General features: G+C 68.1%; 23 protein-coding genes. 9 read left to right on the top strand and 14 right to left on the bottom strand.

The window, feature by feature from the left end:
* Positions 1 to 356: 356 nt before the first annotated feature.
* The gene (locus CRP45_RS13735) at positions 357 to 902 is read right to left on the bottom strand and encodes a carboxymuconolactone decarboxylase family protein (protein WP_067791246.1); all 546 of its coding nucleotides are present in this window, start codon (positions 900 to 902) and stop codon (positions 357 to 359) included.
* 218 nt (positions 903 to 1,120) lie between these two features.
* Here CRP45_RS13735 and CRP45_RS13730 point away from each other — a divergent pair, with 218 nt between their 5' ends.
* On the top strand, positions 1,121 to 1,996 hold the full coding sequence (locus CRP45_RS13730; RefSeq protein ID WP_097245312.1) for a nuclease-related domain-containing protein: 876 nt from the start codon (positions 1,121 to 1,123) through the stop codon (positions 1,994 to 1,996).
* A 6-nt stretch (positions 1,997 to 2,002) separates the two neighbouring features.
* Here CRP45_RS13730 and urtE read toward each other — a convergent pair whose 3' ends face one another.
* From urtE to urtA, 5 genes are all read right to left on the bottom strand, one after another.
* Positions 2,003 to 2,695 carry an urea ABC transporter ATP-binding subunit UrtE gene (gene urtE / locus CRP45_RS13725; protein WP_097245311.1) on the bottom strand — a complete coding sequence of 231 codons (693 nt, stop codon included), beginning with the start codon at positions 2,693 to 2,695 and terminating at the stop codon, positions 2,003 to 2,005.
* Positions 2,688 to 3,581: an urea ABC transporter ATP-binding protein UrtD gene (urtD, locus tag CRP45_RS13720; protein WP_245910106.1), complete on the bottom strand. Its 894-nt coding sequence runs from the start codon at positions 3,579 to 3,581 to the stop codon at positions 2,688 to 2,690. The genes urtE and urtD overlap by 8 nt, the downstream gene beginning before the upstream one ends.
* Positions 3,578 to 4,735 (bottom strand): urea ABC transporter permease subunit UrtC, encoded by a 1,158-nt coding sequence (gene urtC, locus CRP45_RS13715; protein WP_245910105.1) that lies wholly within the window; start codon positions 4,733 to 4,735, stop codon positions 3,578 to 3,580. The genes urtD and urtC overlap by 4 nt, the downstream gene beginning before the upstream one ends.
* Complete coding sequence (gene urtB / locus CRP45_RS13710; RefSeq protein ID WP_097245310.1) at positions 4,732 to 5,616, bottom strand: urea ABC transporter permease subunit UrtB; 885 nt, start codon at positions 5,614 to 5,616, stop codon at positions 4,732 to 4,734. The genes urtC and urtB overlap by 4 nt, the downstream gene beginning before the upstream one ends.
* A gap of 76 nt (positions 5,617 to 5,692) precedes the next feature.
* Positions 5,693 to 6,964, bottom strand: coding sequence for an urea ABC transporter substrate-binding protein (gene urtA / locus CRP45_RS13705; RefSeq protein WP_097245309.1), 1,272 nt, complete (start codon positions 6,962 to 6,964; stop codon positions 5,693 to 5,695).
* Positions 6,965 to 7,418: 454 nt separating this feature from the next.
* On the opposite strand from urtA, the gene CRP45_RS13700 reads away from it, so the two are divergent.
* Positions 7,419 to 9,248: an acyl-CoA dehydrogenase gene (locus tag CRP45_RS13700; protein ID WP_097245308.1), complete on the top strand. Its 1,830-nt coding sequence runs from the start codon at positions 7,419 to 7,421 to the stop codon at positions 9,246 to 9,248.
* 1,891 nt (positions 9,249 to 11,139) lie between these two features.
* On the opposite strand, the gene ramB is transcribed toward CRP45_RS13700, so the two are convergent.
* Positions 11,140 to 12,546, bottom strand: a complete 1,407-nt coding sequence (gene ramB, locus CRP45_RS13695) for an acetate metabolism transcriptional regulator RamB (RefSeq protein ID WP_067791066.1) — start codon at positions 12,544 to 12,546, stop codon at positions 11,140 to 11,142.
* 93 nt (positions 12,547 to 12,639) lie between these two features.
* On the opposite strand from ramB, the gene CRP45_RS13690 reads away from it, so the two are divergent.
* The 5 genes from CRP45_RS13690 to CRP45_RS13670 all read left to right on the top strand — a co-directional run bounded on the left by CRP45_RS13690 (position 12,640) and on the right by CRP45_RS13670 (position 17,676).
* A complete protein-coding gene (locus CRP45_RS13690) occupies positions 12,640 to 14,214 on the top strand; it encodes an ATP-dependent DNA ligase (RefSeq protein ID WP_097245307.1) in 1,575 nt (524 codons plus the stop codon).
* 131 nt (positions 14,215 to 14,345) lie between these two features.
* Entirely contained in the window at positions 14,346 to 15,647 is a 1,302-nt protein-coding gene (locus tag CRP45_RS13685) for a lipase family protein (protein WP_245910104.1), read from the top strand.
* Positions 15,648 to 15,753: 106 nt separating this feature from the next.
* Positions 15,754 to 17,043: an inorganic phosphate transporter gene (locus tag CRP45_RS13680; protein WP_097245305.1), complete on the top strand. Its 1,290-nt coding sequence runs from the start codon at positions 15,754 to 15,756 to the stop codon at positions 17,041 to 17,043.
* A 10-nt stretch (positions 17,044 to 17,053) separates the two neighbouring features.
* On the top strand, positions 17,054 to 17,338 hold the full coding sequence (locus tag CRP45_RS13675; protein ID WP_097245304.1) for a hypothetical protein: 285 nt from the start codon (positions 17,054 to 17,056) through the stop codon (positions 17,336 to 17,338).
* Between the two features lie 11 nt (positions 17,339 to 17,349).
* A complete protein-coding gene (locus CRP45_RS13670; protein ID WP_097245303.1) occupies positions 17,350 to 17,676 on the top strand; it encodes a DUF3349 domain-containing protein in 327 nt (108 codons plus the stop codon).
* 402 nt (positions 17,677 to 18,078) lie between these two features.
* Here the strand turns inward: CRP45_RS13670 and CRP45_RS13665 are convergent, their stop codons facing one another.
* Together CRP45_RS13665 and CRP45_RS13660 are read right to left on the bottom strand one after the other, a co-directional pair.
* Entirely contained in the window at positions 18,079 to 18,297 is a 219-nt protein-coding gene (locus tag CRP45_RS13665) for a DUF397 domain-containing protein (RefSeq protein ID WP_097245302.1), read from the bottom strand.
* 9 nt (positions 18,298 to 18,306) lie between these two features.
* Positions 18,307 to 19,176, bottom strand: a complete 870-nt coding sequence (locus CRP45_RS13660; protein WP_097245301.1) for a helix-turn-helix domain-containing protein — start codon at positions 19,174 to 19,176, stop codon at positions 18,307 to 18,309.
* A gap of 190 nt (positions 19,177 to 19,366) precedes the next feature.
* On the opposite strand from CRP45_RS13660, the gene CRP45_RS13655 reads away from it, so the two are divergent.
* Positions 19,367 to 19,645 carry a hypothetical protein gene (locus CRP45_RS13655; protein ID WP_067791049.1) on the top strand — a complete coding sequence of 93 codons (279 nt, stop codon included), beginning with the start codon at positions 19,367 to 19,369 and terminating at the stop codon, positions 19,643 to 19,645.
* A gap of 41 nt (positions 19,646 to 19,686) precedes the next feature.
* Positions 19,687 to 20,121, top strand: a complete 435-nt coding sequence (locus CRP45_RS13650) for a DUF4254 domain-containing protein (RefSeq protein ID WP_097245300.1) — start codon at positions 19,687 to 19,689, stop codon at positions 20,119 to 20,121.
* Here the strand turns inward: CRP45_RS13650 and CRP45_RS13645 are convergent.
* The 5 genes from CRP45_RS13645 to CRP45_RS13625 all read right to left on the bottom strand — a co-directional run bounded on the left by CRP45_RS13645 (position 20,097) and on the right by CRP45_RS13625 (position 25,534).
* Positions 20,097 to 20,960, bottom strand: coding sequence for a class II fructose-bisphosphate aldolase (locus CRP45_RS13645; RefSeq protein ID WP_097245299.1), 864 nt, complete (start codon positions 20,958 to 20,960; stop codon positions 20,097 to 20,099). The genes CRP45_RS13650 and CRP45_RS13645 overlap by 25 nt on opposite strands.
* Before the next feature lie 16 nt (positions 20,961 to 20,976).
* A complete protein-coding gene (locus CRP45_RS13640) occupies positions 20,977 to 21,930 on the bottom strand; it encodes a 1-phosphofructokinase (protein ID WP_281256195.1) in 954 nt (317 codons plus the stop codon).
* The gene (locus CRP45_RS13635) at positions 21,927 to 23,090 is read right to left on the bottom strand and encodes an N-acetylglucosamine-6-phosphate deacetylase (protein WP_097245297.1); all 1,164 of its coding nucleotides are present in this window, start codon (positions 23,088 to 23,090) and stop codon (positions 21,927 to 21,929) included. Before CRP45_RS13635 ends, CRP45_RS13640 begins: the two co-directional genes overlap by 4 nt.
* Positions 23,091 to 23,247: 157 nt before the next feature.
* A complete protein-coding gene (locus CRP45_RS13630; RefSeq protein WP_097245296.1) occupies positions 23,248 to 24,510 on the bottom strand; it encodes an ROK family protein in 1,263 nt (420 codons plus the stop codon).
* An 85-nt stretch (positions 24,511 to 24,595) separates the two neighbouring features.
* Positions 24,596 to 25,534: an SIS domain-containing protein gene (locus tag CRP45_RS13625; RefSeq protein WP_097245503.1), complete on the bottom strand. Its 939-nt coding sequence runs from the start codon at positions 25,532 to 25,534 to the stop codon at positions 24,596 to 24,598.
* Positions 25,535 to 25,643: the final 109 nt, after the last annotated feature.

Genomic DNA, 25,643 nt, shown 5'->3' with positions numbered 1-25,643 from the left:
CCGGCAAGCACTGTGCGGCCCGGCAAGCACTGTGCGGCCCGGCAAGCACTGTGCGGCCCGGCAAGCACTGCGCGGCCCGGCACGCACTGCGCGGCCCGGCCTGCACGACCCGGCCCGGCTAGGCCTCGGGCTGCACGGCTCGGCGTTGCACAGCGCCGCTCGGATCGGCGTTGCCCGACCCCGCACCGTGTGGCTTGGTGCTACCCGGCTCGGAGCTACCTCATCTCCCGGCGTGGTGTTGTCCCGCGCTGCGCTGCCGGCGTTGCACGGCGGCCTGCGTTGCACGGCTCGGCGATGCAAGGTCGCGGCGCCGCGCGGTCCGGCGCTGAACGGCTCCGCGCGCTGGATCGGAAGGTTCAGATTCCGTCGCGTTGAATGCGTAGTGCGGTGATGGTCGACGCCAATCCCTCGTACTGGTTGATCAGCAGCACGATTTCGATGAGTCCGCGCTCGTCGTAGTGCTCGGCCAGGTGGGTCCAGGTGGTGTCGTCGATGTCGCGGGTCGTGACGAGTTGGTCGACCGCCTCGAGCAGCGCGCGATGCTTGGCGTTCCACGCGGGATCGGCCGGTCCGGTGCGCAGTCTTTCCAGGATTTCCGGCGTGACGCCTGCGCGGCGGCCGAGCCGGATGTGATGGTCCATCTCGTACTCGCAGCTGCGCAGGTGGGCGACGCGAATGATGACCAGCTCGGATTCGTACCTCGGCAGCCGCCCGCCCGGCATCAGCCTGCCGGAGTAGTGCAGCCAGCCGCGGAACAGTCCTTTGGTGCGGCCGAGCGTGCTGAACAGGTGCGCGTCCGGTGTGCCAGCGGCGCGCGAGAGCACCTGCCAGACAGCCCAATTCACCGGACCGAGCTCCTTGAGACGTCCCGGTGCGATACGTGGTTGCGACATCGAAACCATGCTTCCCGCCTTCCGCGCGGTGAGCGCCTCCCCGCGCTCCACGCCATCGTGGTTGGGTCCGGTAGCTCGCGCCGGACCGAGAGCCGAGCCTACCCGCGCTTTCCGCTTTCCAGTGGTTTTCCCGGGTGCGTACCGGCATCATCAGTACCGGTGCGGATCGCCGGGGCTGTGGGCGGTCGCGCCGCGAGGGCGAACAGGTTGAGCAGGGGTCGAGGCACATGCTGGTGAAGATCAGGCCCGGAGCGCAGCTCTCCGGGGCCGAGCAGGAATTCGTGGACTGCCTGCGGTCCTTTCCGACGACCGGTCTCGCCGCGATCGATGCGCACGTGGGGGACAACGGAACCCGCCAGATCGACGCGGTGCTGATCACTCCGCGCGGCATCACGGTGGTCGAGGTCAGGGGTTTCCGGCGGCGGCAGAGCGGCATTCTGCACGTGGCGGCCGACGAGCCGTGGACCATCAGCGACACTCCCGCCGATCTCGACGACGAGAGCAACGCGAATCCGGCCGAACGCCTGGAACAGAGCGTGTACGCGGTGAAGAGCAAACTCGAACGGGCGCTGCTCGATCCGGGCCACGTGTGCGGCGTTGTCGCGCTCGTTCCGTTGCGCGGCGTCGTGGTGCGGCCCGCGCGGACGAACCTGCGCTCCGGTATCGACGTCGTCGTCGCCAACGTGCCCGACTCCACCGAATTACGCATCTATATCGAGAGTTTCGCAGCGGGCCCGCGCAGTTGGAGTGCCGACCGGGTGATTTCGGCGGCCACGGCGCTCGGCGTGACGGCGCCGTCGCGGGCCGAACTGATCGCCGACGGTTTCGACGAACTCGCGCCGCATTCGCACATGCCCGTCCCTGCCGCGCCGCCGCCGCGCACCGCGCCACCTCCGCCGCGTCCGCCCACGCGCAGCCAGCACGCAGCGACCTGGGCCGTCGTCGCGGTGGCGCTGATCGGCATACTGGTGGTGTTCGGCGTCGTCGCGACGGCGGTGGCGCGCGACGAACCGCATCCCGCCCCGGAGACAACCACCACGGTGGACCCGACTCCATCGCCGTCTCGTCCCCGCGACTGCTATCCGTTCCAGACGGACTGCTGAACCGGCTCAGATCGCCATCGCCGAACGGACTTCCGTCTCCGCGCCTGCGCCCCCCGCACCGGTCGAAGTGACGCGGCCGGATTGCAGCACGTAATACCGCTGCGCCGCCTGGAGCGCGAAACCGATGTGCTGCTCGACGAGCAGCACGCTCAACCCGCCGCGACCCGTCAACTCGATGATGGTGCGCTCGATCTCGGCCACTACCGACGGCTGAATTCCCTCGGTCGGCTCGTCGAGGATGAGCAGCTTGGGCTCGGTGATCAGGGCCCGCGCGATGGCCAGCTGCTGGCGCTGACCGCCGGAGAGCAGACCAGCCTTGCGGCTCAACAGCTCTCGCAGTGCAGGGAACAGATCCAGAGCCTCGTCGATCAGCGCCTTGCCGCGCTTGCGCCCATCGGCCACCACTTGCAGGTTCTCCGCGGTGGTGAGCTGGGGAAAACTCTGCTGGCCCTGCGGCACATACGCGATGCCGCGCTTGACCCGGCGCGAGGGCGAGAGCTTGGTGATCACCTCGCCGTCGAAGGTGATCCGCCCGGACTTGGTGGCGACCAACCCGACCGCGGTGCGCAGCAGTGTCGTCTTGCCGGCGCCGTTGTGTCCCATGATCGCGACCACGCTGTCGTCCGGAACCGTCAGCGACACACCGTGAATCACCTCGGTCCGTCCGTAGCCGGAGTGAATGTCGGCCAGTTCAAGCATCGGCGGACTCCTTGTTCTGCGCCGGGGTTTCGGCGCTGTGATCGGTGGCTTGCACACCGTGCTCCGCGGCGCGAACGTCCTGCGCGGTGGTTTCGTCTTCGAGCTCGGTGCCGATGGCCGCCGCGGTGCCGAGGTAGACCTCCTGCACCTTCGGATCGGCTTGCACCTGCTCGACCGTTCCCTCGCTGAGCACCCGGCCACCCGCGAGGACGGTCACCGACGTGGCGAACGAGCGCATGAAGTCCATGTCATGCTCGACCACCACAACGACGCGCTCGGCGCCGATGCGGCGCAACAGGTTTCCGGTTTCCTCGCGCTCCTCTGCGCTCATGCCCGCGACCGGTTCGTCGAGCAACAGCACCGCGGCGTTCTGCACCAGCAGCATGCCGATCTCCAGCCACTGCTTCTGGCCGTGCGCGAGCACGCCCGCCGGTTTGTCGCGCAGCGCCGTGAGCCCGGTGATCTCCAGCGCCTCTTCGATACTCGGCAGCACCGACTTGCGTCTGCGCAGCAGCGACAGCGGCGAACGGCCCGCGCCCGCAGCGATATCCAGGTTCTGCAAGACGCTCAACTGCTCGAAAACGCTGGCCGTCTGGAAGGTGCGCCCGACGCCGAGGCGGGCGATCTGGTGCACCTTCTTGCCGAGCAGTTCGGTCCCGGACTTCTGCGCGGAACCCGTCGCCGGGACAAGGCCGGTGATCGCGTCGATGAGCGTTGTCTTGCCGGCGCCGTTGGGGCCGATCAGGAAGCGCAGATCGCCTTGCAGGACCGTCAGATCCACGTCGGTGACCGCTTTGAAGCCGTCGAAACTCACCGAGAGTCCGCGGATTTCGAGGTATTCGCTGTCCATGCCCGCGTTGCCACCGAGCTTGGGTTCGATCGTCATCGGGATTCCACCTTCTCCTCGGCAACCTGCTGTCCGGCAGGCAAAGCGTCCTCGGTCGGCGCGGTCTCGCGCACCACGACCGGCGCGCTCGAGCGTCGAAACCGGTTCTCCAGCAGGCCTTTCAACATCGGCCACACACCCGCGAGTCCCGCCGGGATGAACCCGACGACCACGATGAACAGCACACCCTGCAAGTAGGTCCAGCCGGACGGGAACTGTTCGGAGAACGCGGTCTGCGCCCACGCGACGCCGATCGCGCCGAGCACCGGACCGAGCAGCGTAGTGCGGCCGCCGATCGCGACGCCGATCAGGAAGGCGATGGAGGGCACCACGCCGATGTCGGCGGGGGAGATGATGCCGACGATCGGTGTGAACAGCGCGCCCGCGATGCCCGCGAAGAAGGCGGCGACGACGTACGCGACGATCTTGATATTGGCCGGGTCGTAGCCGAGGAAGCGCACCCTCTCCTCCTGATCGCGCACCGCGACGAGCAGTTCGCCGTAGCGGCTGTGCATCAGCTGACGAACCAGCGCGACGACCACGAGCAACGTGCCCGCGGCGATGAAGAACAGCATCTGCCGGTTGACCGGGTCGGCGAGCTTGAAGCCGAAGAAGGCGCGGAAATCCGAGAGCCCGGTGAACCCGCCGAGCGCCTGCTGTCCGGTGAGCAGGATGGCCAGCGCTGCGGCAAGCGCCTGGCTCAGGATCGCGAAGTAGGCGCCCTTGACCCGGCGCTTGAACACGCCGTAGCCGAGCAGCGCCGCGACCAGCGCGGGCAGCACGAGAATCGCGAGGATCGCCACCGGCGCCGACCCGAAAGGCTGCCAGAATGTGGGCAATTCGCGAATTCCCGCGATCTCCATGAACTCAGGAACATCGTTGTCGAGCCGGGCGGCATCGGCCATTTGCATGTGCATCGCCATCAGGTACGCGCCGATGCCGAAGAACACGCCTTGGCCGAGGGTCAGCATGCCGCCGCGGCCCCACGCCAGGCCGATGCCCGCCGCCACGATCGCGAAGCACAGGAACTTCGCGAGCAGGTTGAGCCGGAAGTCGCTGAGCACTGCGGGGGCGACCGCGAACAACAGGATCGCGGCGACGGCGAAACCGCAGAGCGCGGTCAGCGAGGAGCGGCGTCCGATCAGCGTGCTCATGCCAAACTCCTTGTCCGGACGGTGAACAGGCCCTGCGGACGGACCTGGAGGAAGATCACGATCAGCACGAAGACGACGACTTTCGCGATGGACGCGGTGGTTTCGTACTCGATGTAGGAATTGAGCAGCCCGAGCGCGAAGGCCGCGATCACCGTGCCCTTGATCTGGCCGAGGCCGCCGATCACCACGACGAGGAACGCGTCGATCAGATAGCTCTGGCCGATGGTCGGACTCGTCGAGCCGATCAGTGTCAACGCGACGCCGGCCACGCCCGCGAGCCCGGAGCCGATGAAGAAGGTGCTGATATCGGTGAAACGGCTGGACACGCCGCTTGTTTCGGCGAGACCGCGGTTCTGTACCACCGCGCGGATGCGCCTGCCGAGCGGCGTCGCCTTCAGCACGACCGCCAACACGGTCACCGCGAGAACCGCGAGCACCAGGATGAAGATGCGCGTCTTGGGGACGACCGCGCCCAAGACGGTGACGCCGCCGCTGAGCCACTCGGGCGCCAGCACGTTCTTGGCGGGCGCGCCGAAAATGTCACGGGCGAACTGCTGCAACACCAGACCGACGCCGAAGGTGACGAGCAGGGTGTCCAGCGGGCGGTCGTACATCCAGCGAATCAGCCCCATCTCCAGCGCCGCGCCCAGCGCGCCGCCGACCAGGAACCCGACAACAAGCGACACCAGCAGTGAGACACCCGCCGAGGAGATCACCTTCTGCACGACGTAGGTGGTGTAGCAGCCGGCCATGATGAATTCGCCGTGCGCCATGTTGATCACGCCCATCTGGCCGAAGGTGAGCGAGAGGCCGAGTGCGGCGAGCAAAAGAATCGATCCCAGGCTCAACCCCGTGAAGAGCTGGCCGATCAACACGTCCATGAGTAATCCCTCCGGAATCAGGCCTGTGCGGGACGGCCGGCGAACCGGCCGCCCCGCATCGGACGGACGACAGTCGTCACAGGCCCTTGGCCCAGTCGTAGGACTTCAGGTACGGGTCCGGCTGGATCGGCTTGCCGGAGTCCCACACCGTGTAGATCAGGCCGTCGGCGCGGATCTCACCGATGCGCGCGGTCTTGGTGATGTGGTGGTTGGAGCCGTCGATGGTGACCAGGCCTTCCGGTGCGTCGAAGCTGACGCCGTCGGCCGCGGCCTGGACGTCCTCGGTCTTGAACGAATTGGCCTTCTCGACGGTGTTCTTCCACAGGTAGACCGAGGCGTAGGCGGCCTCCATCGGGTCCGAGGTCGGCTTGTCGGCGCCGAAGGCGGCCTTGTACGCGTCGACGAACGCCTTGTTCTGCGGGGTGTCGACGGTCTGGTAGTAGTTCCACGCCGTCAGCTGGCCGGCGATGTGCTGCGCGCCGATGCCCGCGACCTCTTCCTCGGCGATGGACACCGAAACCACCGGCATTTCGGCGGCTTTCAGGCCCGCGTTGCTGTACTCGCGGAAGAACGCCACGTTCGAATCGCCGTTGAGTGTGTTGAATACGGCCCCCGCCTTGGCGTTTCGCACCTTGTTCACGATGGTCGAGAAGTCGGTGGAGCCGAGCGGGGTGTAGTCCTCGCCTTTGATCTCGATACCGTTGGCCGCGGCGTAGGCCTTGATCTCGCGGTTGGCGGTCTGCGGGAAGACGTAGTCGGAGCCGACCAGGTAGAGGGACGTAATGCCCTTCTGCTTCAGGTAGTCCAACGCGGGCACGATCTGCTGGTTGGTGGTCGCGCCGGTGTAGAAGATGTTCTTGCTGTCCTCCAGGCCCTCGTACTGGACCGGGTAGTAGAGCAACGAGTTCAAGCTTTCGAACTTGGGCTTCATGGCTTTTCGGCTGGACGAGGTCCAACCGCCGAACACCGCGGCCACGCAGTCGGAGCTGATGAGCTTTTCGGCCTTCTCCGCGAACGTCTTCGGGTCCGAGGCGCCGTCCTCGAGCACCAGCTGGATCTTCTTGCCGAGCACGCCGCCCGCGGCGTTGATCTGGTCGACGGCCAGCTTGGTGGAGTTGGCGACGGTGACCTCGGAGATGGCCATGGTGCCCGACAGCGAGTGCAGGGAACCGACCTTGATGGTGTCGGTGGAGGTGTCGACGCAGGAGGCGGCGTTCGAGCCGACCGTGGCGTCGTCCTTGGCGCCGCAGGCGGTCAGCAACAGGCCGGCGAGCGCCAGCGCGGTCGGCGCGACGAGCGCTCTGGTCAGGCGGGAACGATGCCGATGAGCGGCGCGGGAATCTGACATGGGGCGGGACCCTCTCACTTCATCAGGTGTTCGGCGGCGCTGGCCGCGCCGCGCGCGAATACGCCGCATCCGCCCCGGTCAAAGCTGTCGACCGGGGTGTATACAACCGCATATTCGTGGTGCGAAGAGTAGACAGAAGTTGTTGCGCCGGAATATCTCTCGGTGACGAGTCCGTTGCCGATGTTTCCGGTGTGTGAAAACTTTCCGGCTATCAATCGGTGAACCGGCGTGAGGTCCGTAGCCGGTCCGTAGCAACGTCTACGGTTCGGTTGTCGGCGCTCGCCCGCACGCGGTCCGGAACAGGTCGTCGGCGAGGTTCGTCGGGCCGTGTTCGCTCTGATCTTCCCTACGGTTGCGTAGCCGATTCCCGGTGCGGCAGGCTGCGATTTGTACATCGTCAGAAGCGCCGGAGCGTCGTGGCGGCGGGCCACGGCCGCGAGTCGAGGAGGACCAGGTGGGGCACTACAAGGCGAACGTGCGTGACATCGAGTTCAACCTTTTCGAGGTGCTGGGCCTGGACAAGCTCCTCGATACCGGCGCTTACGGCGACCTCGACTCCGACACCGTGCGCGAGATCCTCGCCGAGGTGAAGCGCCTCGCCGAGGGCCCGATCGCGGACTCCTTCGCCGCGGCCGACCGGGAGCCCGTCGTCTACGACCCGAGCACCTTCGAGATCTCCGTACCCGAGCCGTTGCGCAAGACGGTGGCGGCGGTGCGCGACGCCGATTGGGGCAGGCTGGGCATGCCGGAGGGCATGGGCGGCACGCCGGCGCCCAACGCGGTGGTCTGGGCGGTCAACGAGATGATCACCTGCGCCAACCCGGCGGCCAGCTTCTTCAGCATGGGCTCGGTGATGTCGTCGGTGCTGTTCACCGTCGGCAACGTGCAGCAGAAGCACTGGGCGACGGTCGGCTACGAGAAGGGCTGGCAGGGCACCATGGTGCTGACCGAGCCGGACGCGGGCTCGGATGTCGGCGCGGGCCGCACCAAGGCGATCCCGCAGGAGGACGGGTCCTGGCACATCGAGGGCGTCAAGCGGTTCATCTCGGGCGGCGACGTCGGTGACACCGCCGAGAACGTCTTCCACCTGGTGCTCGCCCGGCCGGAAGGCGCGGGCCCCGGCACCAAGGGGCTGTCGCTGTTCTACGTGCCGAAGTTCCTGTTCGACCACGAGACGCTCGAACTGGGCGACCGCAACGGCGTCTACGTGACCGGCGTCGAACACAAGATGGGCCTGAAGTCCTCGCCGACCTGTGAGCTGACCTTCGGCGGCGGCCCGGTTCCTGCCAAGGGCTGGCTGGTCGGTGACGTGCACAACGGCATCGCGCAGATGTTCCAGGTGATCGAGAACGCCCGCATGATGGTGGGTGTCAAATCCTCCGGCACGCTCTCGACGGGTTATCTGAATGCGCTGGAGTTCGCCAAAGACCGGGTGCAGGGTGCGGACCTGACCCAGATGGCGGACAAGGCGGCTCCGCGGGTGCCGATTACGCGTCACCCGGATGTGCGCCGCTCGCTGGCGATGCAGAAGGCCTATGCGGAGGGGCTGCGCTCGGTGTACCTCTACACCGCCGCACATCAGAACGCCGATGTGGCGCAGTTGGTTTCGGGTGCGGACGCCGATCTGGCGCACCGCGTGGACGATCTGCTGCTGCCCATCGTGAAGGGCGTCGGCTCGGAGCGCGCCTACCAGTTGCTGACGGAATCCCTTCAGACACTGGGCGGTTCGGGCTACCTCCAGGACTACCCGATCGAGCAGTACATCCGCGACGCCAAGATCGACTCGCTGTACGAAGGCACCACCGCCATTCAGGCGCAGGACTTCTTCTTCCGCAAGATCATTCGCGACAAGGGCGCGGCGCTGGCCCACGTCGACGGCCAGATCACCGCCTTCCTCGACACCCCGACCGGGCGCTTCGAGACCGAACGAGAACTGCTGCGCACCGCCCAGTCCGACGTGCAGGCGATGGCGGCGACACTCACCGGATTCGTGATGGCGGCCCAGCAGTCGCCCACCGAGTTGTACAAGGTGGGGCTGGGGTCCGTGCGCTTCCTGCTCGCGGTCGGCGACCTGCTCATCGGGTGGAGGCTGCTGGTGCAGGCGGAGATCGCCGCCGCGGCGCTCGTCGGTGACACGGACGCCAAGGATCGGGCGTTCTATTCCGGGAAGGTCGCGGTCGCGAAGTTCTTCACGCGGAATGTGTTGCCGCAGTTGACGGCTACGCGGAAGGTGTTGGCTGGGATCGACAACGACATCATGGAGTTGGACGAGGCTGCGTTCTGAGGGGTGGGCTTGGTCCCCGCTCTCTACGGGTAGGTGTCGTCCGGCAGCGGTTGGTTGGTCGCGTCGGGTGACGGGGTTCCGGGGTGGGCGTGCTGGTTGTGCGCGCTTGGGCCGGTTTCCTGCTGGGTTCTGAGCGGGTGGGTGTCGTCTGGCGCGGTTGGTTGGTCGCGTCGGGTGACGGGGTTCCGGGGGTGGGCGTGCTGGTTGTGCGCGCTTGGCCCGGCTTTCTGCTGGGTTCTGAGCGGGTGAGTGCCGTCGGGTGCGGTTGATTGGTCGCGTCGGGTGACGGTGGTTCCGGGGGTGGGCGTGCGGGTTTTGCGCAGTTGGCCCAGGGCTGATTTGGGTTCTGAGCGGATGGGTCTCGTTCGGTACGGTTAGTGGGTTGCGTTGGGCGACGTTGTTCCGGGGGTTGGGCCTGCAAGTTCGCGCGGTTGGCCCAGGTTTGCCTCGAACGGTGCTGGGCGCGTTGGGTGCCGTACCCGGCTTACCTCCCGCCGTCGGGTTGCGCAGAGTTCGCCTTCCGGCGTGGTCGACCGGCTGTGGTTGCGTTTCTAGTCAGGTAGTGGCAAGGGGTTGGTCGGGGAGGTTGCGTTGGGTGGGTGGTGGCACACAGGTTTTGTGCGCCTCACACAGGCGGTGGCTATGTGAGGCGTACACAAAGTGTGTGGGAGCTCTTCGATGTGGCTTGCCCTGGGCGAGGTGCGCGTGTGGCGCCAGGATGTGGCGGTGCGCCCGACCGGCGAGCGTGAGGCGGGCGGTGCGCCCCAAGGGGCGAGCATGTGGTGGCGGTCGACAATCGAGGGTAGTCAAATGGTTGCTATTCGATCTTCAAAAGCCACCATATGACTACCGTCGAATCCATTTCTCTATCGACGGTAGTCAAATGGTGGTTGGGGCCTTGACAGGCAGAGCGCTTCTCAGGGATTTCCCCCGACTGCCCGCTCTCTGGACGCAACCACAGCCGGTTGACCACGCCGGAAGCCGAACCCGCGCACCGACTGCGGGAGGTAAGCCGGGTACGGCACACGACGCGCCCAGCACTGCTCCGGGGAGAACCTGGGTAGGCGAACCCCTTGGGCACCCGCAACATTGGGAACCGTCACCCAACCCAACGGTCCGCACCAGACCGAGCCCTAGGAACCAACGGTAGGCGCTCAGCCCGGCGAGTTACCAGCAGTAGGTGTGGTAGTAGCCGTTCCAGCACTCAGGGGTGTACTCCCAGCGATCCGGAAGATCCGAGGCCGGGATCGACGCTCCGATACCCCCGATCGCGTCGCTTCTGCCCAAAACCCGTTTCTGCTATGCGGGCGGCCGGCAACCATAACTCTGCGGCATCCGGTACCACGGGCGCGGGCCCTTCCGTGCGCAGGCGGAACATCTGATTGGCCGAGCGTCGTTCACTACCAATTTGTTGCCGAGAAACGTATGGACGATCAGCGACCTCGAGTGGCCTGCGTCAACCAAGCCTGTGAATACGAAGTCGTACATGGTCAAGCGTCTTCCGCATTCGCATTCGACCCGTTGGAGATAGTATTCGTCTTCGGCAAGCATGCCCTCTCTCAAGTCGAGGAGCCGCTCCATCCGTGCGATATCGACATCATCCGATTTGGTCGACTTCGAAACATCTCTGAGTTCGGCCACACTCGGTCCCGAGCGTTCGAATTCCTCGCGGGACAAAGAAACGACTCGATCATAGTCAGCCATTACCGTCCTCCAAGTTCCGGGATTTCCCATGCTCGGCTGCGGTGTTCGCAGACCAAGGGTAACCGCCGCGGCTTTCGTCAGCGGGATGATCTCTGCGGTTGTCTGGTGTGTCGCGGTGCGCTGAGCTATCGGCGATGCCGGACTGTCTGCCACGATGACACCGATCGGCAGCGCGAGCGGCGGGAATTCACTTCAGCACGTAGGGAGACACCGAGCTGCGGTGCTCGCTGATGTCGAGGACCTTGCCGAGCGGAGGGAAGGCACGCTGCGGGCAGTTGGCGCGCTCGCAGACGCGGCAGCCCGCGCCGATGGGCGTCGGCTGAACCACGTCGAGGTCGATGCCGTCGGCGTAGACGACCCGACCCGCATGGCGCAGCTCGCAGCCGAGGCCGATGGCGAAGGTCTTGCTCGGCTGGCCGTAGTGGGTGGCGCGGCGCTCGACGGTGCGGGCGACCCAGAGGTACTTGCGCCCGTCGGGCATCTGCGCGATCTGGGTCATGATCTTGCCGGGATAGGCGAAGGTCTCGTACACGTTCCACAGCGGGCAGGTGCCGCCGCTGGAGGAGAAGTGGAAACCGGTGGCGGACTGGCGCTTCGACATGTTGCCCGCCCGGTCGACCCGGACGAAGGAGAACGGGACGCCGCGCAACTTGGGCCGTTGCAGGGTGGACAGCCGGTGGCAGATCGTCTCGTAGCTCTGGCTGAAGAACGCCGAGAGCCGTTCGATGTCGTACCGGAAGTCCTCGGCGACCTCGTGAAAGTGCGTGTAGGGCAAGACCGTCGCCGCCGCGAAGTAGTTGGCGAGGCCGAGCATGGCCAGCTTGCGGGTGTCCTCGGACGCGAAATTGCCCTCGTCGACCAGCTTTTCGAGCAGATCGCCGCATTCGAAGTAGGCGAGCTCGGCGGCGAGTTTGAACGTGCGCTGGCCGCCGGACAGGTGCGGTGCGATCTCCAGCACCCGGGACTCGGTGTCGTAGCGGTGTAGCACGCCTTCGCCCAAATCGATACGTTCCACGATCTTCACGTCGTGCGAGCGCAGCCTGCGCGCGATCTCGCTGGGCACGTCACCGCCGTGGAAGCGGATGCGGGCCGTGAGTTCTTCTGCGGCCGTGTCCAATTCGTGGATGTAGTTCTGCCGCTGATAGAAGTAGTCGCGCACTTCCTCGTGCGGCTTGCTGATCGTCGCGCTGCCCGCGCCGTCGGCGAAGCGGTCCTCGGTGGCGGCCGCGAGCTGGGCGCTGGTGTTGCGGTAGCGGTTGTGCATGGCGACCATCGCGCGGGCGATACTCGGGTGCGCCGAGACCATGTCGGCGATCTCCTGGGTGTCGGCCTCGATGCCCAGCTCCTGATCCATGACGACCTCTTGCAGCTCGGCGATGAGCCGGGTGTCGTCGGCGGAGGAGAAGAAGGTCGCGTCCACGCCGAAGACTTCGCTGATCTTCAGCAGCACCGGCACGGTGAGCGGGCGCACGTCGTGCTCGATCTGGTTCAGGTAGCTGGCCGAGATCTCCAGCTTCTGAGCGAGCGAGACCTGGCTCAGCCCCCGTTCGGTCCGCAGCTGTCGAAGCCGCGCGCCGACGTAAGTCTTGGCCATATGTCCAGTTTATGGGGCATTTCGCAGTGGTGCCAATGGGAAATTAACAGCCGAGCTGAGCTATATGTCACAGCCTCGGGTTACCGTCGAGATGTGCTGTTCTCGGAAGTCGTGCAAGCGTCGGAAACCGTTCGCGCGACCAGGTCCCGAAAGACGAAGATCGCCGCGCTCGCCGAGTTGCTCGGCGCGGCCTCGCCGGAGGAACTCACGCCCGTGGTGGCGTGGGTTTCCGGTGAGCTGCGCCAAGGTCGCATCGGCACCGGATGGCGCACCCTCACCGGACTGGACGGTACGTCGGCTTCCGTTGCGACACTGTCGGTTTCGACGGTCGACAAGGTGTTCGACGAACTCGCCACCGTCGCGGGAAAGGGCTCGGCGAACCGCCGCAAAGAACTGCTGACCGCGCTCTGGAGCGCGGCGACCTCGGCCGAGCAGTCGTTCCTGCTTCGCCTGCTCACCGGTGAGATCCGGCAGGGCGCGTTGACCGCGCTCGTCGCCGAGGCGGTCGCGGTAGCCGCCGCGGTGCCGGTCGAGCAGGTCCGGCGCGCGTACATGCTCTCCGGGCAGCTGCCCGTCACCGCCGCCGCCGCGCTCACCGGCGGTTCGGAGGCGCTCGCCGCGTTCCGGCTCGAGGTGGGCAGGCCGATCCAGCCGATGCTCGCCTCCCCTGGCTCCGCGCTCGACGAGGCGATGGGCGAGTTCGACGGCGATGTGAGTGTCGAGCACAAGCTGGACGGCGCGCGTATCCAGGTGCACCGCGACGGCGACGAGGTCCGCGTCTTCACAAGGACCCTGCGCGACATCACCTCCGGCGTGCCCGAATTGGTCCGGCTGGTGGCCGGGCTGCCGTGCCGCAGCGTCGTGCTCGACGGGGAGACGCTGGCGCTCACCGATTCCGGAAGGCCGCGGCCGTTCCAGGAGACCATGAGCCGCTTCGCCACGGTCGAGCCCGGCGACGAGGCGAGGTTGCCGCCCGGCGCGTCCGCCGGTCCGCTCGTGCCCGCGGTGAGTTCGACCAGGGAACTACTGCTGCACCCGTACTTCTTCGATTGCCTGCACCTGGACGGCCGCGACCTGCTCGACGCCCCGCTCTCGGAACGGCGCGCCGCGCTGCTGCACGTGGCGGGCGAGCACACCATCCCCGCGCTGATCCGTCCCGACCCCGAGGCCGCCGCCGAGTACTTCGACGGCGCGCTCGCCGCCGGGCACGAGGGCGTGATGGTCAAGTCGTTGTCCGCGCCGTACGCCGCGGGCCGCCGGGGCCGCGCCTGGCTGAAGATCAAGCCGACGCACACCATGGACCTGATCGTGCTCGGCGCGGAATGGGGCTACGGCCGTCGCACCGGCTACCTGTCGAATCTGCACCTCGGCGCGCGCGATCCGGCGACCGGCGAACCGGTCATGGTCGGCAAGACCTTCAAGGGCCTCACCGACGCGCTGCTGCACTGGCAGACCGCCGAATTCCCCCGCCACGAACGCTCCCGCGACCAACACACCGTCTACCTCTGGCCCGAACTCGTCGTGGAAATCGCCCTCGACGGCGTCCAAGTCAGCCCCCGCTACCCCGGCGGCGTCGCCCTCCGCTTCGCCCGCGTCGTCCGCTACCGCCCCGACAAATCCCCCGCCGACGCCGACACCATCGACACCATCCGCGCCCTGCTGCCGTGAGCGCACGGCACGTGACTCCCTCGAGCGCCTGACCAGCTACGACGCGCCCCCCGAGCTTGCGGAGCGGCGCGGCGGAGGTGGTTCAGACTTGGGGGCCGAGCGGTCCGGTGTCGGTCTGGACGGGAGCCTTTGTGCGCAGGAAACGGTGGATGTGGTCGGCGGGCATCGGTCGCGTAGCGCGGCGGGCCGTGCTGCTCGCGGTCGTGACCTCTCTCGGCGCGGCGCTGAGCTTCGCGGTGTTGCCGGGACCGGGTCCGGTGCCCGCCGGTCCGCTCCGCGAGTTGAACCACCCTTCGCGCGATCCCGCGACGGTGCTGCCGACACCCATGGACGACCGGTTCTACCTGCCGCCGCCCGGGTACGAGCGCACCGAACCCGGCACGCTGCTCGCCAGCCGGGTCGGCGGAATCGGGCTGACCGTCACGCCCGTGATCTCCACCGAGATGCTGATCCGTTCCACCGACGCGAAGGGCAGGCCGGTGGCGGTGGTCGCCACGCTGCTCGTGCCGTCCTCGACCTGGACCGGTTCCGGCCCGCGGCCGCTGATCTCTTTCAACGTGGCGATCGACTCGCTCGGCCACACCTGCGCGCCCTCGCACCAGTTGAAGAAGGGCCAGCCCGTCGACCTGCTCGCCGCACAGATACAACTGGCGAAGAACTACGCCGTGCTGGTGCCCGACCATCAGGGCCCGCGGCAGGCGTACGCGGCGGGACTGATGGCCGGACACGCGGTGCTCGACTCCGTGCGCGCGGCGGTCCGCACGCCGCGCCTCGGCTTGCATCACGCCGCGCCGACCATCGTGACCGGCTACTCCGGCGGCGCCATCGCCTCCGGCTGGGCCGCTCAGCTCGCGCCGAAGTACGCGCCCGAGCTCAACCTGGTCGGCGCGGCCTTCGGCGGCGTGCCCGCGGATTTCGAGCTGCTGCTGGACACCATGAACGGCCGCAACGCCGCGTCGGGTGTCTTCCTCGCGGCGACGCTCGGCGTCGCACGCGAGTACCCGGAGATGATGTGGCTGTTCAACGACCACGGCTGGCGGCTCGCCCAGTTCGCGAAGGACCTCTGCCTCGCGGGCCTTGCGGTGCTCGGGGCCATCGCGCCGGTGCCAGTGGAGCTGCTGGCCAACGTCCCGGACCCCACCGAGACGCCGATGATTCAGCGCATTCTCGCCGAGAACCGGCTAGGCGCCGCCGCGCCGCGCGTTCCGGTGTTCATGTACCACGGCGCGCACGAGGTGTGGATCCCGCTGGAGGGCGCCGAGAATCTCTACGACGACTGGTGCGCGCAGGGGGTGCCGGTCCGATTCGAGGTCTATCTCGGCGAGCACATGATCGTCGGAGCCACCGGAATCCCGGGCGTGAATGCCTGGATCGACGAGCGCCTCGCGGGGAAGCCTGCGCCGAGCGGCTGCTCCAGTTTCGGACTCCCCTGACCGCACCGTGTGCCACCTCGGGCGTCCACGCTAGCGCACCCGGAAGTCTTCCCGGCAGGTGGTTACCGCATGGCAATCCGCGGAAGCGGTGCCGCACACTGGAGGCGTGACCGTCGAATTACTGGTTCTGCTGATCGTCATCGTCACGGCACTCGCTTTCGATTTCACCAACGGCTTCCACGACACCGCCAACGCGATGGCGACCTCCATCGCGACGGGCGCGCTGCGGCCGCGGGTCGCGGTGGCGCTCTCGGCGGTGCTGAACCTGATCGGCGCGTTCCTGTCGGTCGAGGTGGCGGCCACGGTGGCCAAGGGCATCGTGCAGTTGGGTGCGGTGGACGGACACGATCTGCTGATCATCGTCTTGGCAGGTTTGGTCGGCGGCATTCTCTGGAACCTGTTGACCTGGCTGTTCGGCCTGCCGTCCAGTTCCTCGCACGCGCTGTTCGGCGGTCTGATCGGCGCGACCATCGCCTCCCTCGGTTGGGGCGGCGTGATCTGGGCGTCCGGTTCCGACGGCGTGCTCACCAAGATCGTGCTGCCCGCCGTGCTCGCCCCGGTGGTGGCCGCGCTGGTCTCGGCGATCGGCACCCGCGCGGTCTACCGGATCACCGCGAAATCCAACGAAGGCAAAGTCCGGGAGGGCTTCCGCTGGGGCCAGATCGGTTCGGCCTCGCTTGTCTCCCTCGCGCACGGCACCAACGACGCGCAGAAGACGATGGGCGTCATCTTCCTCGCGCTGGTCGCGCACGGAACGCTGACCAAGAACGACGAGATGCCGCTGTGGGTGATGGCGGCCTGCGCCGTCGCCATCGCCGCGGGCACCTACCTCGGCGGCTGGCGGATCATCCGCACCCTCGGCAAGGGGCTGGTCGAGATCGATTCGCCGCAGGGCCTTGCCGCCGAATCCTCTTCCGCCGCGATCATTCTGACCTCCGCCCACTTCGGCCTTCCGCTGTCCACCACCCAGACGGCCACCGGCTCCATCCTCGGCAGCGGGCTCGGCAAGGGCGCCGAGGTGCGCTGGTCGGTGATGGGACGGATGGTGGTCGCGTGGCTGCTGACGCTGCCGATGGCGGGTCTGGCCGGTGCGCTCTGCTGGGCCGTCGCGCACTTCATCGGCGGGCTGCCCGGCGTCCTCGTGGTGTTCGGGATCCTGATCGTCCTGTCCGCGCTGATGTGGCTGCGGTCGCGGCGTAACCCCGTCGACACCACCAACGTCAACGAGTGGCCTGGCGACTCCGACACGCCGACGGCTGCTCCCGACGTTGCCAAGGCCGACCACGGACCGCGCTCGACCGACGATCCGCACGGGGACGCGGCGCGCGGCGGCGACCCGCGCAACGCCGGGCCTCCGGCGCAGGCGCATCCGCCCACCCGTTCCGCCCAGCTGTAGAGGAGCCACCGTGCACACGCTCGTCACGAACTTGAACTCCCTGTGGAAGGTGGTCGCGGTGTCCCTGGTGCTCGGCGCCGGGCTGCCGATCGTCTTCGCCGTCGGGGTGCGGCTGTGGTCCGCCGCCGATACCGTCGACGGAGAGGGCGGCGTCGCCCGCCGGAACTATCCGGCGCTGGCCGGCGCCTACGCCTGTTTCGCGCTGATCGTCGTCGCGATCGTCACCGGGATCCTCTACACGGCGAAGGCGTTTCTCGCCGCGAAGTTCGGCATCCACCTGTTCGGACAGTCCTGAAGGGCGTTGCATTGACCGATCACCCCCAAACCTCACGCCCCAAGGTCCTCGGCCGCGTCCTCGGTTGGTTGCGCGCCGGATATCCGCAGGGCATTCCGCAGTCCGACTACGTCGCCCTGTTCGCGGTCCTGCACCGCCATCTCACCGACTACGAGGTAGCCGCCGTCGCTAAGGAACTGGCGGACAGCAACCCCGACTCCGAGATCAGCCACGAGGACATCGTGGCCGCGATCGCCAGGATCGCCATGGAACAGCCGGACGAGCACGACATCGCCAGGGTCGCCGCGCATCTCGAGGCGGGCGGTTGGGCACTCGCCGAACCGCTCACCGACGACTGAATCGAAAAGCGTTCCGCGACACCGCCTTCCTGAAACGTCATCATCGAGTGATCGCGCGCCGGATATCCGGACCGCGTCCCGGAGTCCGACTGTGCGGACCGGCGGCGCGCTGCGAGGGGTCGGCGCCGCCGGCCCGGCGGGTGGTGGTCAGGGCAGTGAGCCACCGTGTCGGAAAAGGGAAGTGGAGGCGTCCCGCGTGGAGCGCCGCGGGACCTTCCGTTCGTCGACGGTGTCGATCCTGAACCTTCCCGCTCGAGAACGGCGGTGACCACGCTGGGAGTCGGCTGTGAACGACAGCCGAACAGGACTCGCGCCGTGCAGGACCCGCCGATCGGACTCGGCGCAGAAGGGCGCTGACGCCGCGCGGGAACTGCGCCGACCGGAGCGCGCGCCGAACCGCTCTCAGGCGCGGTCGAATTCGCCCGCGCGAATGCCCGCGGTGAGCGCCGCCCAGTCTGCGGGCGAGCAGTCGAGCATCGGCCGCTCGCTCGCCCGGCCCCGGTATTTGCTGTCCCGGATCAACACCCGCCCCGGCTCGAATTTGACCTGCACGCAGGCGACCGAATCACTGGAATGCGACGACTTGAACCAGCCCGTCTCGGCTGACGACACGCTGCCCATGGCGCGATGCTACCGGCCGGACGCGCCGGACATCTTGCGTTCCAGCGCCGCGAGCGATTCCTCGCGCGAAAGCGCTTGTTCGGCCAAGGCATTCGCGAACAACGTGTTGAGATGCCGCACCGGCTCGGTGTCCTCGATGACGCCGTGGTGGACCAGCGTCTCGGTCCACGCGACATCCGGCAGCACCGACTTGTCGAAGCCGAGCAGGTGGAACGTCGCGCCGCCGAGCAAGCCGCCGCCGGTCGCCTCGAACGGAATGATCCGCAGGTCGATGGTCTCCATGTGCTCCTCGAGCAGCGCGGCCAAGTGGCGAACCTGATCGAACATGATCTCGGGACCGCCGATCTGCTGGGTCAGCGCGGCCTCGTTGACGATCGCGGTGACGCGCAACGGATCCGGTCCGTGCAGGCGCTGCTGGCGGCGCAGCCGGATCTCCACCAGCCGGTCGATCTCGACCTGGCGAATCCGCGCGCGATCGTTCGCGATCAGCGCACGGGCATAGTCGGCGGTCTGCAATAGCCCTGGGATCAGGATGCTTTCGTAGGTGCGCACGCTGTCGGCGCCGTGTTCGAGGCCGTACAGGCGGCCGATCTCGTCGGAGATCAGCCCGGAGTAGCTCGTCCACCACCCGCGCTGCCTGGCGATGTCGCGAAGTTCGTGCAGCTCTTCGCGTTCGGCCGCGTCGAAGTCGAGTAGCTTCATCAGCTCGTCGAGTTTGGATTCGGCGAGGACGCGTTCCTTCTCCACTTTCGACCAGTAGGAGATGGAGAAGCCGAGCTCCTTGGCGATCGCGGACACGCTGACGTCGTTCTGCTTACGCCTCCGCCCGATGCGGAGCATCAGTTCCCGACGCGCGACCGTCGGCGAGAGTGGTGCCATCGTTGGATGGTGTCCTTCCAGCTCTAGCGATGCGTGGAGATGACCGTACTCCCCGCGGTGACCGGCTCGCACAATGCCATTTCATTTTGTCAACTTGACGCACAACGCGACGCTCACCTAGCCTCCTTGTGTCTCATGTCACATCGCGGGTGTGCTCCGGCCGGTCCCGCCCGGCGGGATCGAGGGGTGGATGTCTGTGCATGTTGTGGGTAAGTGCTGGATGGTCGGTGACCGGACGCCGCATCAGGCGCGGCGGGTCAGTGACGACACCTGGGTGGTGTCGTATCTCCGCGGCCGGATGTTCACCACCGAGCAGGCAGTCGCCGCGATGCAGGCGGCGGACACCGTCGCCCTGATGGACGATCTGGCCTCGCGGGTCGGGCTCACCGCGCTGGAGGCCATCGGCCTCGCGGTCAACGAAAGGCCTTGGGACAAGGCGCTTCCGCGTTTCGCGCGGAGCGACCGATAAGAGCGTTGTCCTGCACCACTATTCGAACAGGGGAATGCGCGGTGGAACCACTGCCATCGAAAAAGCACGTGCTCAGGGCGTTTCGCGCCAAGCCGAGCGAGGAACATCCGGTTCTGCAATCCGCCCACACGCTCGGCGAGCTGCACGTGCGGCGACTGCGCACCGAAGCCGATGCGACCGGGGAGATCGATCAGCGTCGAGTGCACCTCGTGCTCGGCATCGATCGCTGGGTCGCCACCGAGCTGCCGCCCGCGCACGGCGGCGCGCACATGCACACCGAATCCGTCGGCATGGTGATCGATCGTCTCGCCCAGTTCTCGGCCCGCGCCTTCGCTTCGCTGGTGTCGGAACCGGATTGGGTAGTGCACGACGACTGGGAGCGGCTCGCCGAATTGGCGCTCGGCTACCAGGATCTGGCGCTCGAGGTCTCGGCCGGTATTCGCAGGCTGCCCTACCTCGGCGGACCGTGCCGGTGAGGGTCGTCCGGTCGGTTCGCGAGGAGGCGGAGGAAGTGCTCGACCTCCGCGCGGACGGCGGCGCGGCCGGGCGCCAGGTACTTGCGCGGGTCGGACAGGTCGGCGTCGCGGGTGACGGCGGACCGGACCGCCTCGGTCATCAGCACATTGAGCCGGGTCGCGATGTTGACCTTCGTCATACCGTGCTCGACAGCGGCGCGCAGGCCGTTGTCCGGCACCCCGGACGAGCCGTGCAGGACCAGCGGCACAGGGACTTTCGCGGCCAGCGTGGCGATCAGTTCGAGGTCGAGCTCGGCGGTTCTTGCATGCATGGCGTGGGCGGAACCGACGGCGACGGCCAGTGCGTCGACGCCTGTCGCGGCGACGAATTCGACGGCCTCGTCCGGATCGGTGCGGACGCCGGGAGCGTGCGCGCCGTCCTTGCCGCCGATCTCGCCGAGTTCGGCTTCGACGAAGACACCGCGCTCGCGGCACCGTCGCGCGACCTCGGCGGTGGCCGCGACATTGGCGGCGTAGTCGAGCGTGGACGCGTCGAACATGACCGACCCGATGCCGAGTTCGACAGCGGCGGTGACGAGTTCGACGGACGTGGCGTGATCGAGATGCACCGCGATGGACGCGGAGCTGTCCGCGGCGATCCGCAGGCACGCCAGCGCGAGTGGCGCGAGGGAGCCGTGATAGCGGACGGTGTTCTCCGAAATCTGCATGACCACGGGACGTTTCGCGTCCTCGGCGGCAGCGGCGATGGCCTCGGCGTGCTCCAGGGTGATCACGTTGAAGGCGCCGAGGCCGCCGGGTCTCGCGGCCGCGATCAGGTCCGGTACAGGTGTCAGCGGCATGGGTTGGTCTCCGCGGTCATGGCGTGGTCTCTTCGGATTCCGGGGCGGCGAGCTTGTCGACCCGGACGGTCGGTGCGAGGCGGGTGCGCAGGCAGCGGTCGATCTCACCGGCCACCGGGATGACGACGGCCGACGCCGCGGTGGCCACGGCGTCGGTGAGGATGGCCGCCCAGTCGGGCTCGGTGCGGGTGGACAGCGCCGCGATCACCGCCGCCGCGGCGGAATCGCCCGCGCCAGTGGGGTTTCCGGCCAGCGGCTCGGGCAGCGTCGCGCACCACGCGCCGTCGGCCGTCACCGCGATCATGCCCTTGGCGCCGCGGGTGGCGACGACGGCTCGCACGCCGCGATCGATCAGCGGGCGGGCGGCCGCAACCACCTCCTCCGGCGTGCTCTGGGTGCTGCCGGAAAGACGCGCCAGCTCTTCGGTATTCGGCATCAGCACCACGCCGGGGACCTCCGCCGCAAGCCGCAGCGCCTCGCCGTCCACATCGCAGATGGTCGGCACCCCCGCCGCGACCGCCGATCGGGCGAGCTCGGCGGGTAGGCCGGGATCTATGCCGCCCGGCAGCGACCCAGAGACGACGAGGCCGTTGATATCGGGAAGCAGGCCCGCGACCCGGATGGCGAGCTGCTCGGCGGCGTGCGGGTTCGAGACGCGGGCGCCGGGCTCCCACAGCGCGGTGGCGGTGCCGTCGCGGGACTCGCTGATCACCACCGTCCGGCGGACCCACGGCAGCGCGTGCACGAAGTCGACCGGCATCTCCAGCTCGGCGGCCGCGGCGAAGGCGTGATCGGAGAAGCCGGTCGCCCTCGCGTACTTGCCGAGCTGGTTCAGCACCCGCGTCACGTTGATGCCTTTGCCGCCGATGCGCTGCTCGACGGAGCGGACGCGGTGCGCCTGTCCCCGCTCGAATCGCTCGACCCGGTAGGTCATGTCGTACGCGGGATTCATTGTCACAGTGAGGATCACGTCAACCACTGTCCACGTCTGAGCACCCGGCGCAACTGTAGATCGTCATCGACAATCAGCAGGTCGGCGTACTGGTCGGTTCGGAGATCGCCCACGTCGGTCAGGCCGGCGGCGGCGGCTGGTACGGCGGTCGCGGCGCGCACCGCGTCGGGCAGCGGCACACCGCAGTTCCGGACCGCCCACGAAAGGCATTGCGCCAGAGTCGCCGTGCCGCCCGCGATCGACCCGTTGGGCACCCTGGCCACCCCGTCGATCACCCGGACGGCCTGCGGTCCAAGCCGGTATTCGCCGTCGGGCATGCCCGCGGCCTGCATGGCGTCGGTGATCAGCGCGACCTGTCGCGGCGCGGCGGCGAAAACCAATGCGCCGAAACCGGCGTCGACATGCACTCCATCACCGATCAGCTCGACCACCGCGTGTGCGTTGGCGGCGGCCGTCAGAGCCGCGGCGACCGGTCCCGAGTTGCGCTGGTGCAGCGGCGGCATGCCGTTGGCCAGGTGGGTCACCAGTCGCGCCGATCCGGTCGGCGCGAGCGCCTGCCGGAAGCGCGCGAAATCGGTGTCGCTGTGGCCGAGGGAGATGACCACGTCGTTGTCGGTGAGGAGTTGCGCGACCGCGTCGTAGCCGGGCAGTTCCGGCGCGATGGTGCAGACGCGCAGGTGCCCGTCGGCGGCGGTCAGCAGTTCGTCGGTCAGTGCGGGGTCGGGGTCGCGCAGGTAGCGGGGGTCCTGGGCGCCGCAGCGGGCGACCGCGAGAAACGGTCCCTCCGCGTGGATTCCGCCGATCGTGCCGTCGACGGCGAGCGCGCGCAGCGTCGCGACCTGGGCGACCATCTCGGCCGCGGGACCGGTGACCACGCTGGCGAGCACCGTCGTCGATCCGCGCGAGTGGTGGAATCCGGCGGCCGCGCGCGCTTCGTCCGCGTCGACGGTGTCGAAGCGGTGGCCGAAGCCGCCGTGATTGTGGATGTCCACCAGGCCGGGGACGATCAGGCCGGAGAACTTGGGCGGCGCCGAATCCGGATGGAAGGCAAGCCATTCGGCCATCGGCCGCACCGCGACGATGCGGTCGCCGTGCACGGAGACCACGCCGTCGGTCAGGTCGAACGACGCCGAGATTATTCGGCCGCGGACCTCCAGGCCGTTGGAGGTGTTGGTCATCGAGCCTCCGTCCGTTGGGCCGGACCGATCCGGGCGCTCGCCCGAGGGTTTCGTGTTCGGCGGAATCGAGTCTCGGTCGTGGGCTCCGAGTCGCGCCGCGTGCTTCGTACTCGGCGGAATCGCGTCCTCGCCGGGAACGATGGACTCCGCCGCGCGCTCATATCAGCGCTCCGTACCTGGCGAAGAGCGTGGCGCCCGCGAGCCCGGCGCGCGCACCGAATTCGCCGAGCACCACCTTCGGGACCGGCACCACGCGGAGACGCTGCTCCAGCGCTGTCTGCAAGCGCTCGCTGAGCGCGGCGCCCGCACCGGCAAGCCCGCCGCCAAGCACGACGAGTTCCGGGCAGGCCGCGTGGATGACGCCGAGCAGTCCGTCCGCGAGCGCGGCGACGGCGTCGTCCACCGCCCGCACCGCGTGGGTATCGTCCGGCAGCCGTCCGAAAACGTCTGCCGCGCTGCTCACTTCGTGGCCGGACAGCCGAGCGTAGTTGCGGGCGATGGCCGCGGCGGAGGCGAGCGTCTCCACGCAACCGACATTCCCGCAGGCACAAGGCAACCCGTCGGCGGACCGTACGGGGATGTGGCCGTACTCGCCCGCCTGTCCGAAGGCGCTGCGCACCAACCGGCCGCCGACGGACAGCGTCCCGCTGACCCCGGTGCCGAGCACGATCACCAGAACGTCGCCGTGATCGCGCCCAGCGCCGAAACGCCATTCGGCCCAACCCGCAACGGCCACATCGTGTTCGATCAACACCGGAACGCCCCAGCGCGTGGTGAAGCGATCGCCGACGTGCACATCGCGCCAGCCGACGTTGCCGCTGAAGACGGCGATCGATCGCGCGGCGTCGACGATGCCGGGCAGCAGGACAGCGGCACGGCCGAGCCGGTCGCGCCGATCCGCGGGCAACTCGGCGAGCAAGCTGTCGCCGAGCTCGCCCATCGCCTCGAACGCCGTCTCACCGCGCGGGGTCGGCACCGTGCCCGCCGCGTGGATCGTGCCGGACGCGTCGGCGATCTCGCCTTTGATGGTGGTGCCGCCGACGTCCAAACCCAACGTGAGCGCATTCGAGTCCAAGGGCGACGCCGGTGTCCCCTGCGTCGACGTACCTGGGACCTGCGGTGACGCCTCGGTCGCAGGAAACAGTCCCTCGGCGCCCGGCGAGCTCGCCCCTGTGCCGCGCGTCGACGAGTCAGGGCCGAACGGTGTCGGCCGGGTGCTCAGCGCCAACGTATCCGGGCTGGACGGTGTCGCTCGGGTGCTCAGCGCCGACGCATCCAGGCCGAACGGTGTCGCCCGAGTGCGCAGTGTTAGCGGATCCAAACCCGACGCATGCGAATCGGTCGCGCGGCCACCCGGCTCGCGGCTGTCCGCGCCGGGCGCAGGCACGGGTGCGCTGCCGCCGACGCGATGCGTGTCCATCTCCGGGAGCGTAGTTACTCTCAGCAACCTTGTCGTCGGCGGCTCCGGGATGTGGGACTTGGGCGCGGACACGGCGGCGTACCGGTCACTGGTCCAGGACGACCGAGCGGTTCAGGCTGCGCGGATGGTCGGGGTCGAGGCCGAGGTCGGCGGCGCGCGTGACGCAGAGGCGGTGCACGCGCACCAGCTCCGCCATCGGATCGATGTCGCGGTGCTCCAAGTGGGCCCCCGTGGCGGCGACGTCGGCGGCGAAATCCGGGACCAGCGGCCCGAGCGCCCAGACCGCGCGGCCGGGCGCGGCGATGCTGATCGGCCCGTGCCGGTATTCCGTCGCGAGGTAGGACTCGGCCCAGGACTGGCAGGACTCGCGGAGCTTGAGCCCCGCCTCCTCGGCAAGCGCACCCGCGAAACCCATGCCTACGAACGTGATCTGCTCGGCCCAGCGCACCGCGGCCAGTGATTCCGCGGGATCCTCGGCCAGGACGGCGCGCGCCTGTTCGACGACGGGGCCGAGGTCCTCGCCGAGATGCGAGCGCAGGATCGCCAGTGTGGTCGTGGCGAAGCGGGTCTGCACCACGGATTCTTCGTCGACCTCGTCGATGAGAATCGGGTCGCCCAGCTCCAGCACCGGGGTCCCAGGGCTGCTGCAAATCACCGTGCGCGGGATGTGCGACGGGATCGCGCGCATCGCCGAGACCACTTCGGTGGTGGTGCCCGATCGGCAGATGACCAGGTAGCGGTCGTAGTCGCGGCCGCGCACCTGACTTGCGGGCCACGCGTCGGTCAGGCCATGGCCCGCGTCCTCGCGTAGCGCCGCGATGGCGCGAGACATGAACAGCGAAGTACCGCAGCCGATCACGGCGACCCGTTCACCCGGCTGCGGGAGCAGGGCGCGGTGTTCGGCGGCGATCGCGGCGGCGCGCGCCCAGTCGTCGGGCTGGGTGGCGACCTCGGCGGCCAGGTGGGATGCGGGGGCGTGGTCAGCGGGCGGCACGAGAACAGAATCGCGCTGATGATCGTTCATGTCAAATATCTGCGCGAAACAGTCACGTTCGATCATCATTCGCGCTACATTCAACCGGTCGACACGTTTTGCTTCATCATCGGCGGTCGGTAGGCGCCGGGGGTGCAGA

It is taken from the genome of Nocardia amikacinitolerans, from assembly GCF_900215415.1.
Taxonomy (GTDB): domain Bacteria; phylum Actinomycetota; class Actinomycetes; order Mycobacteriales; family Mycobacteriaceae; genus Nocardia; species Nocardia amikacinitolerans.
The sequence above is the reverse complement of the archived record's forward strand: the minus strand, read 5'-3'. Positions and strand labels throughout refer to the sequence as shown.

Coding starts and splice junctions, on each gene's coding strand:
- CRP45_RS13665 (WP_097245302.1), bottom strand. CDS start 18,297: ATGGGCAGCGTGTCGTCAGCCGAGACGGGCTGGTTCAAGTCGTCGCAT.
- CRP45_RS13635 (WP_097245297.1), bottom strand. CDS start 23,090: ATGACCAACACCTCCAACGGCCTGGAGGTCCGCGGCCGAATAATCTCG.
- CRP45_RS13630 (WP_097245296.1), bottom strand. CDS start 24,510: ATGGACACGCATCGCGTCGGCGGCAGCGCACCCGTGCCTGCGCCCGGC.
- CRP45_RS13660 (WP_097245301.1), bottom strand. CDS start 19,176: ATGGCACCACTCTCGCCGACGGTCGCGCGTCGGGAACTGATGCTCCGC.
- urtC (WP_245910105.1), bottom strand. CDS start 4,735: ATGAGCACGCTGATCGGACGCCGCTCCTCGCTGACCGCGCTCTGCGGT.
- CRP45_RS13625 (WP_097245503.1), bottom strand. CDS start 25,534: ATGAACGATCATCAGCGCGATTCTGTTCTCGTGCCGCCCGCTGACCAC.
- urtB (WP_097245310.1), bottom strand. CDS start 5,616: ATGGACGTGTTGATCGGCCAGCTCTTCACGGGGTTGAGCCTGGGATCG.
- CRP45_RS13645 (WP_097245299.1), bottom strand. CDS start 20,960: ATGCCGCTGACACCTGTACCGGACCTGATCGCGGCCGCGAGACCCGGC.
- ramB (WP_067791066.1), bottom strand. CDS start 12,546: ATGGCCAAGACTTACGTCGGCGCGCGGCTTCGACAGCTGCGGACCGAA.
- urtE (WP_097245311.1), bottom strand. CDS start 2,695: ATGCTTGAACTGGCCGACATTCACTCCGGCTACGGACGGACCGAGGTG.
- urtA (WP_097245309.1), bottom strand. CDS start 6,964: ATGTCAGATTCCCGCGCCGCTCATCGGCATCGTTCCCGCCTGACCAGA.
- CRP45_RS13655 (WP_067791049.1), top strand. CDS start 19,367: ATGTCTGTGCATGTTGTGGGTAAGTGCTGGATGGTCGGTGACCGGACG.
- urtD (WP_245910106.1), bottom strand. CDS start 3,581: ATGACGATCGAACCCAAGCTCGGTGGCAACGCGGGCATGGACAGCGAA.
- CRP45_RS13730 (WP_097245312.1), top strand. CDS start 1,121: ATGCTGGTGAAGATCAGGCCCGGAGCGCAGCTCTCCGGGGCCGAGCAG.
- CRP45_RS13735 (WP_067791246.1), bottom strand. CDS start 902: ATGGTTTCGATGTCGCAACCACGTATCGCACCGGGACGTCTCAAGGAG.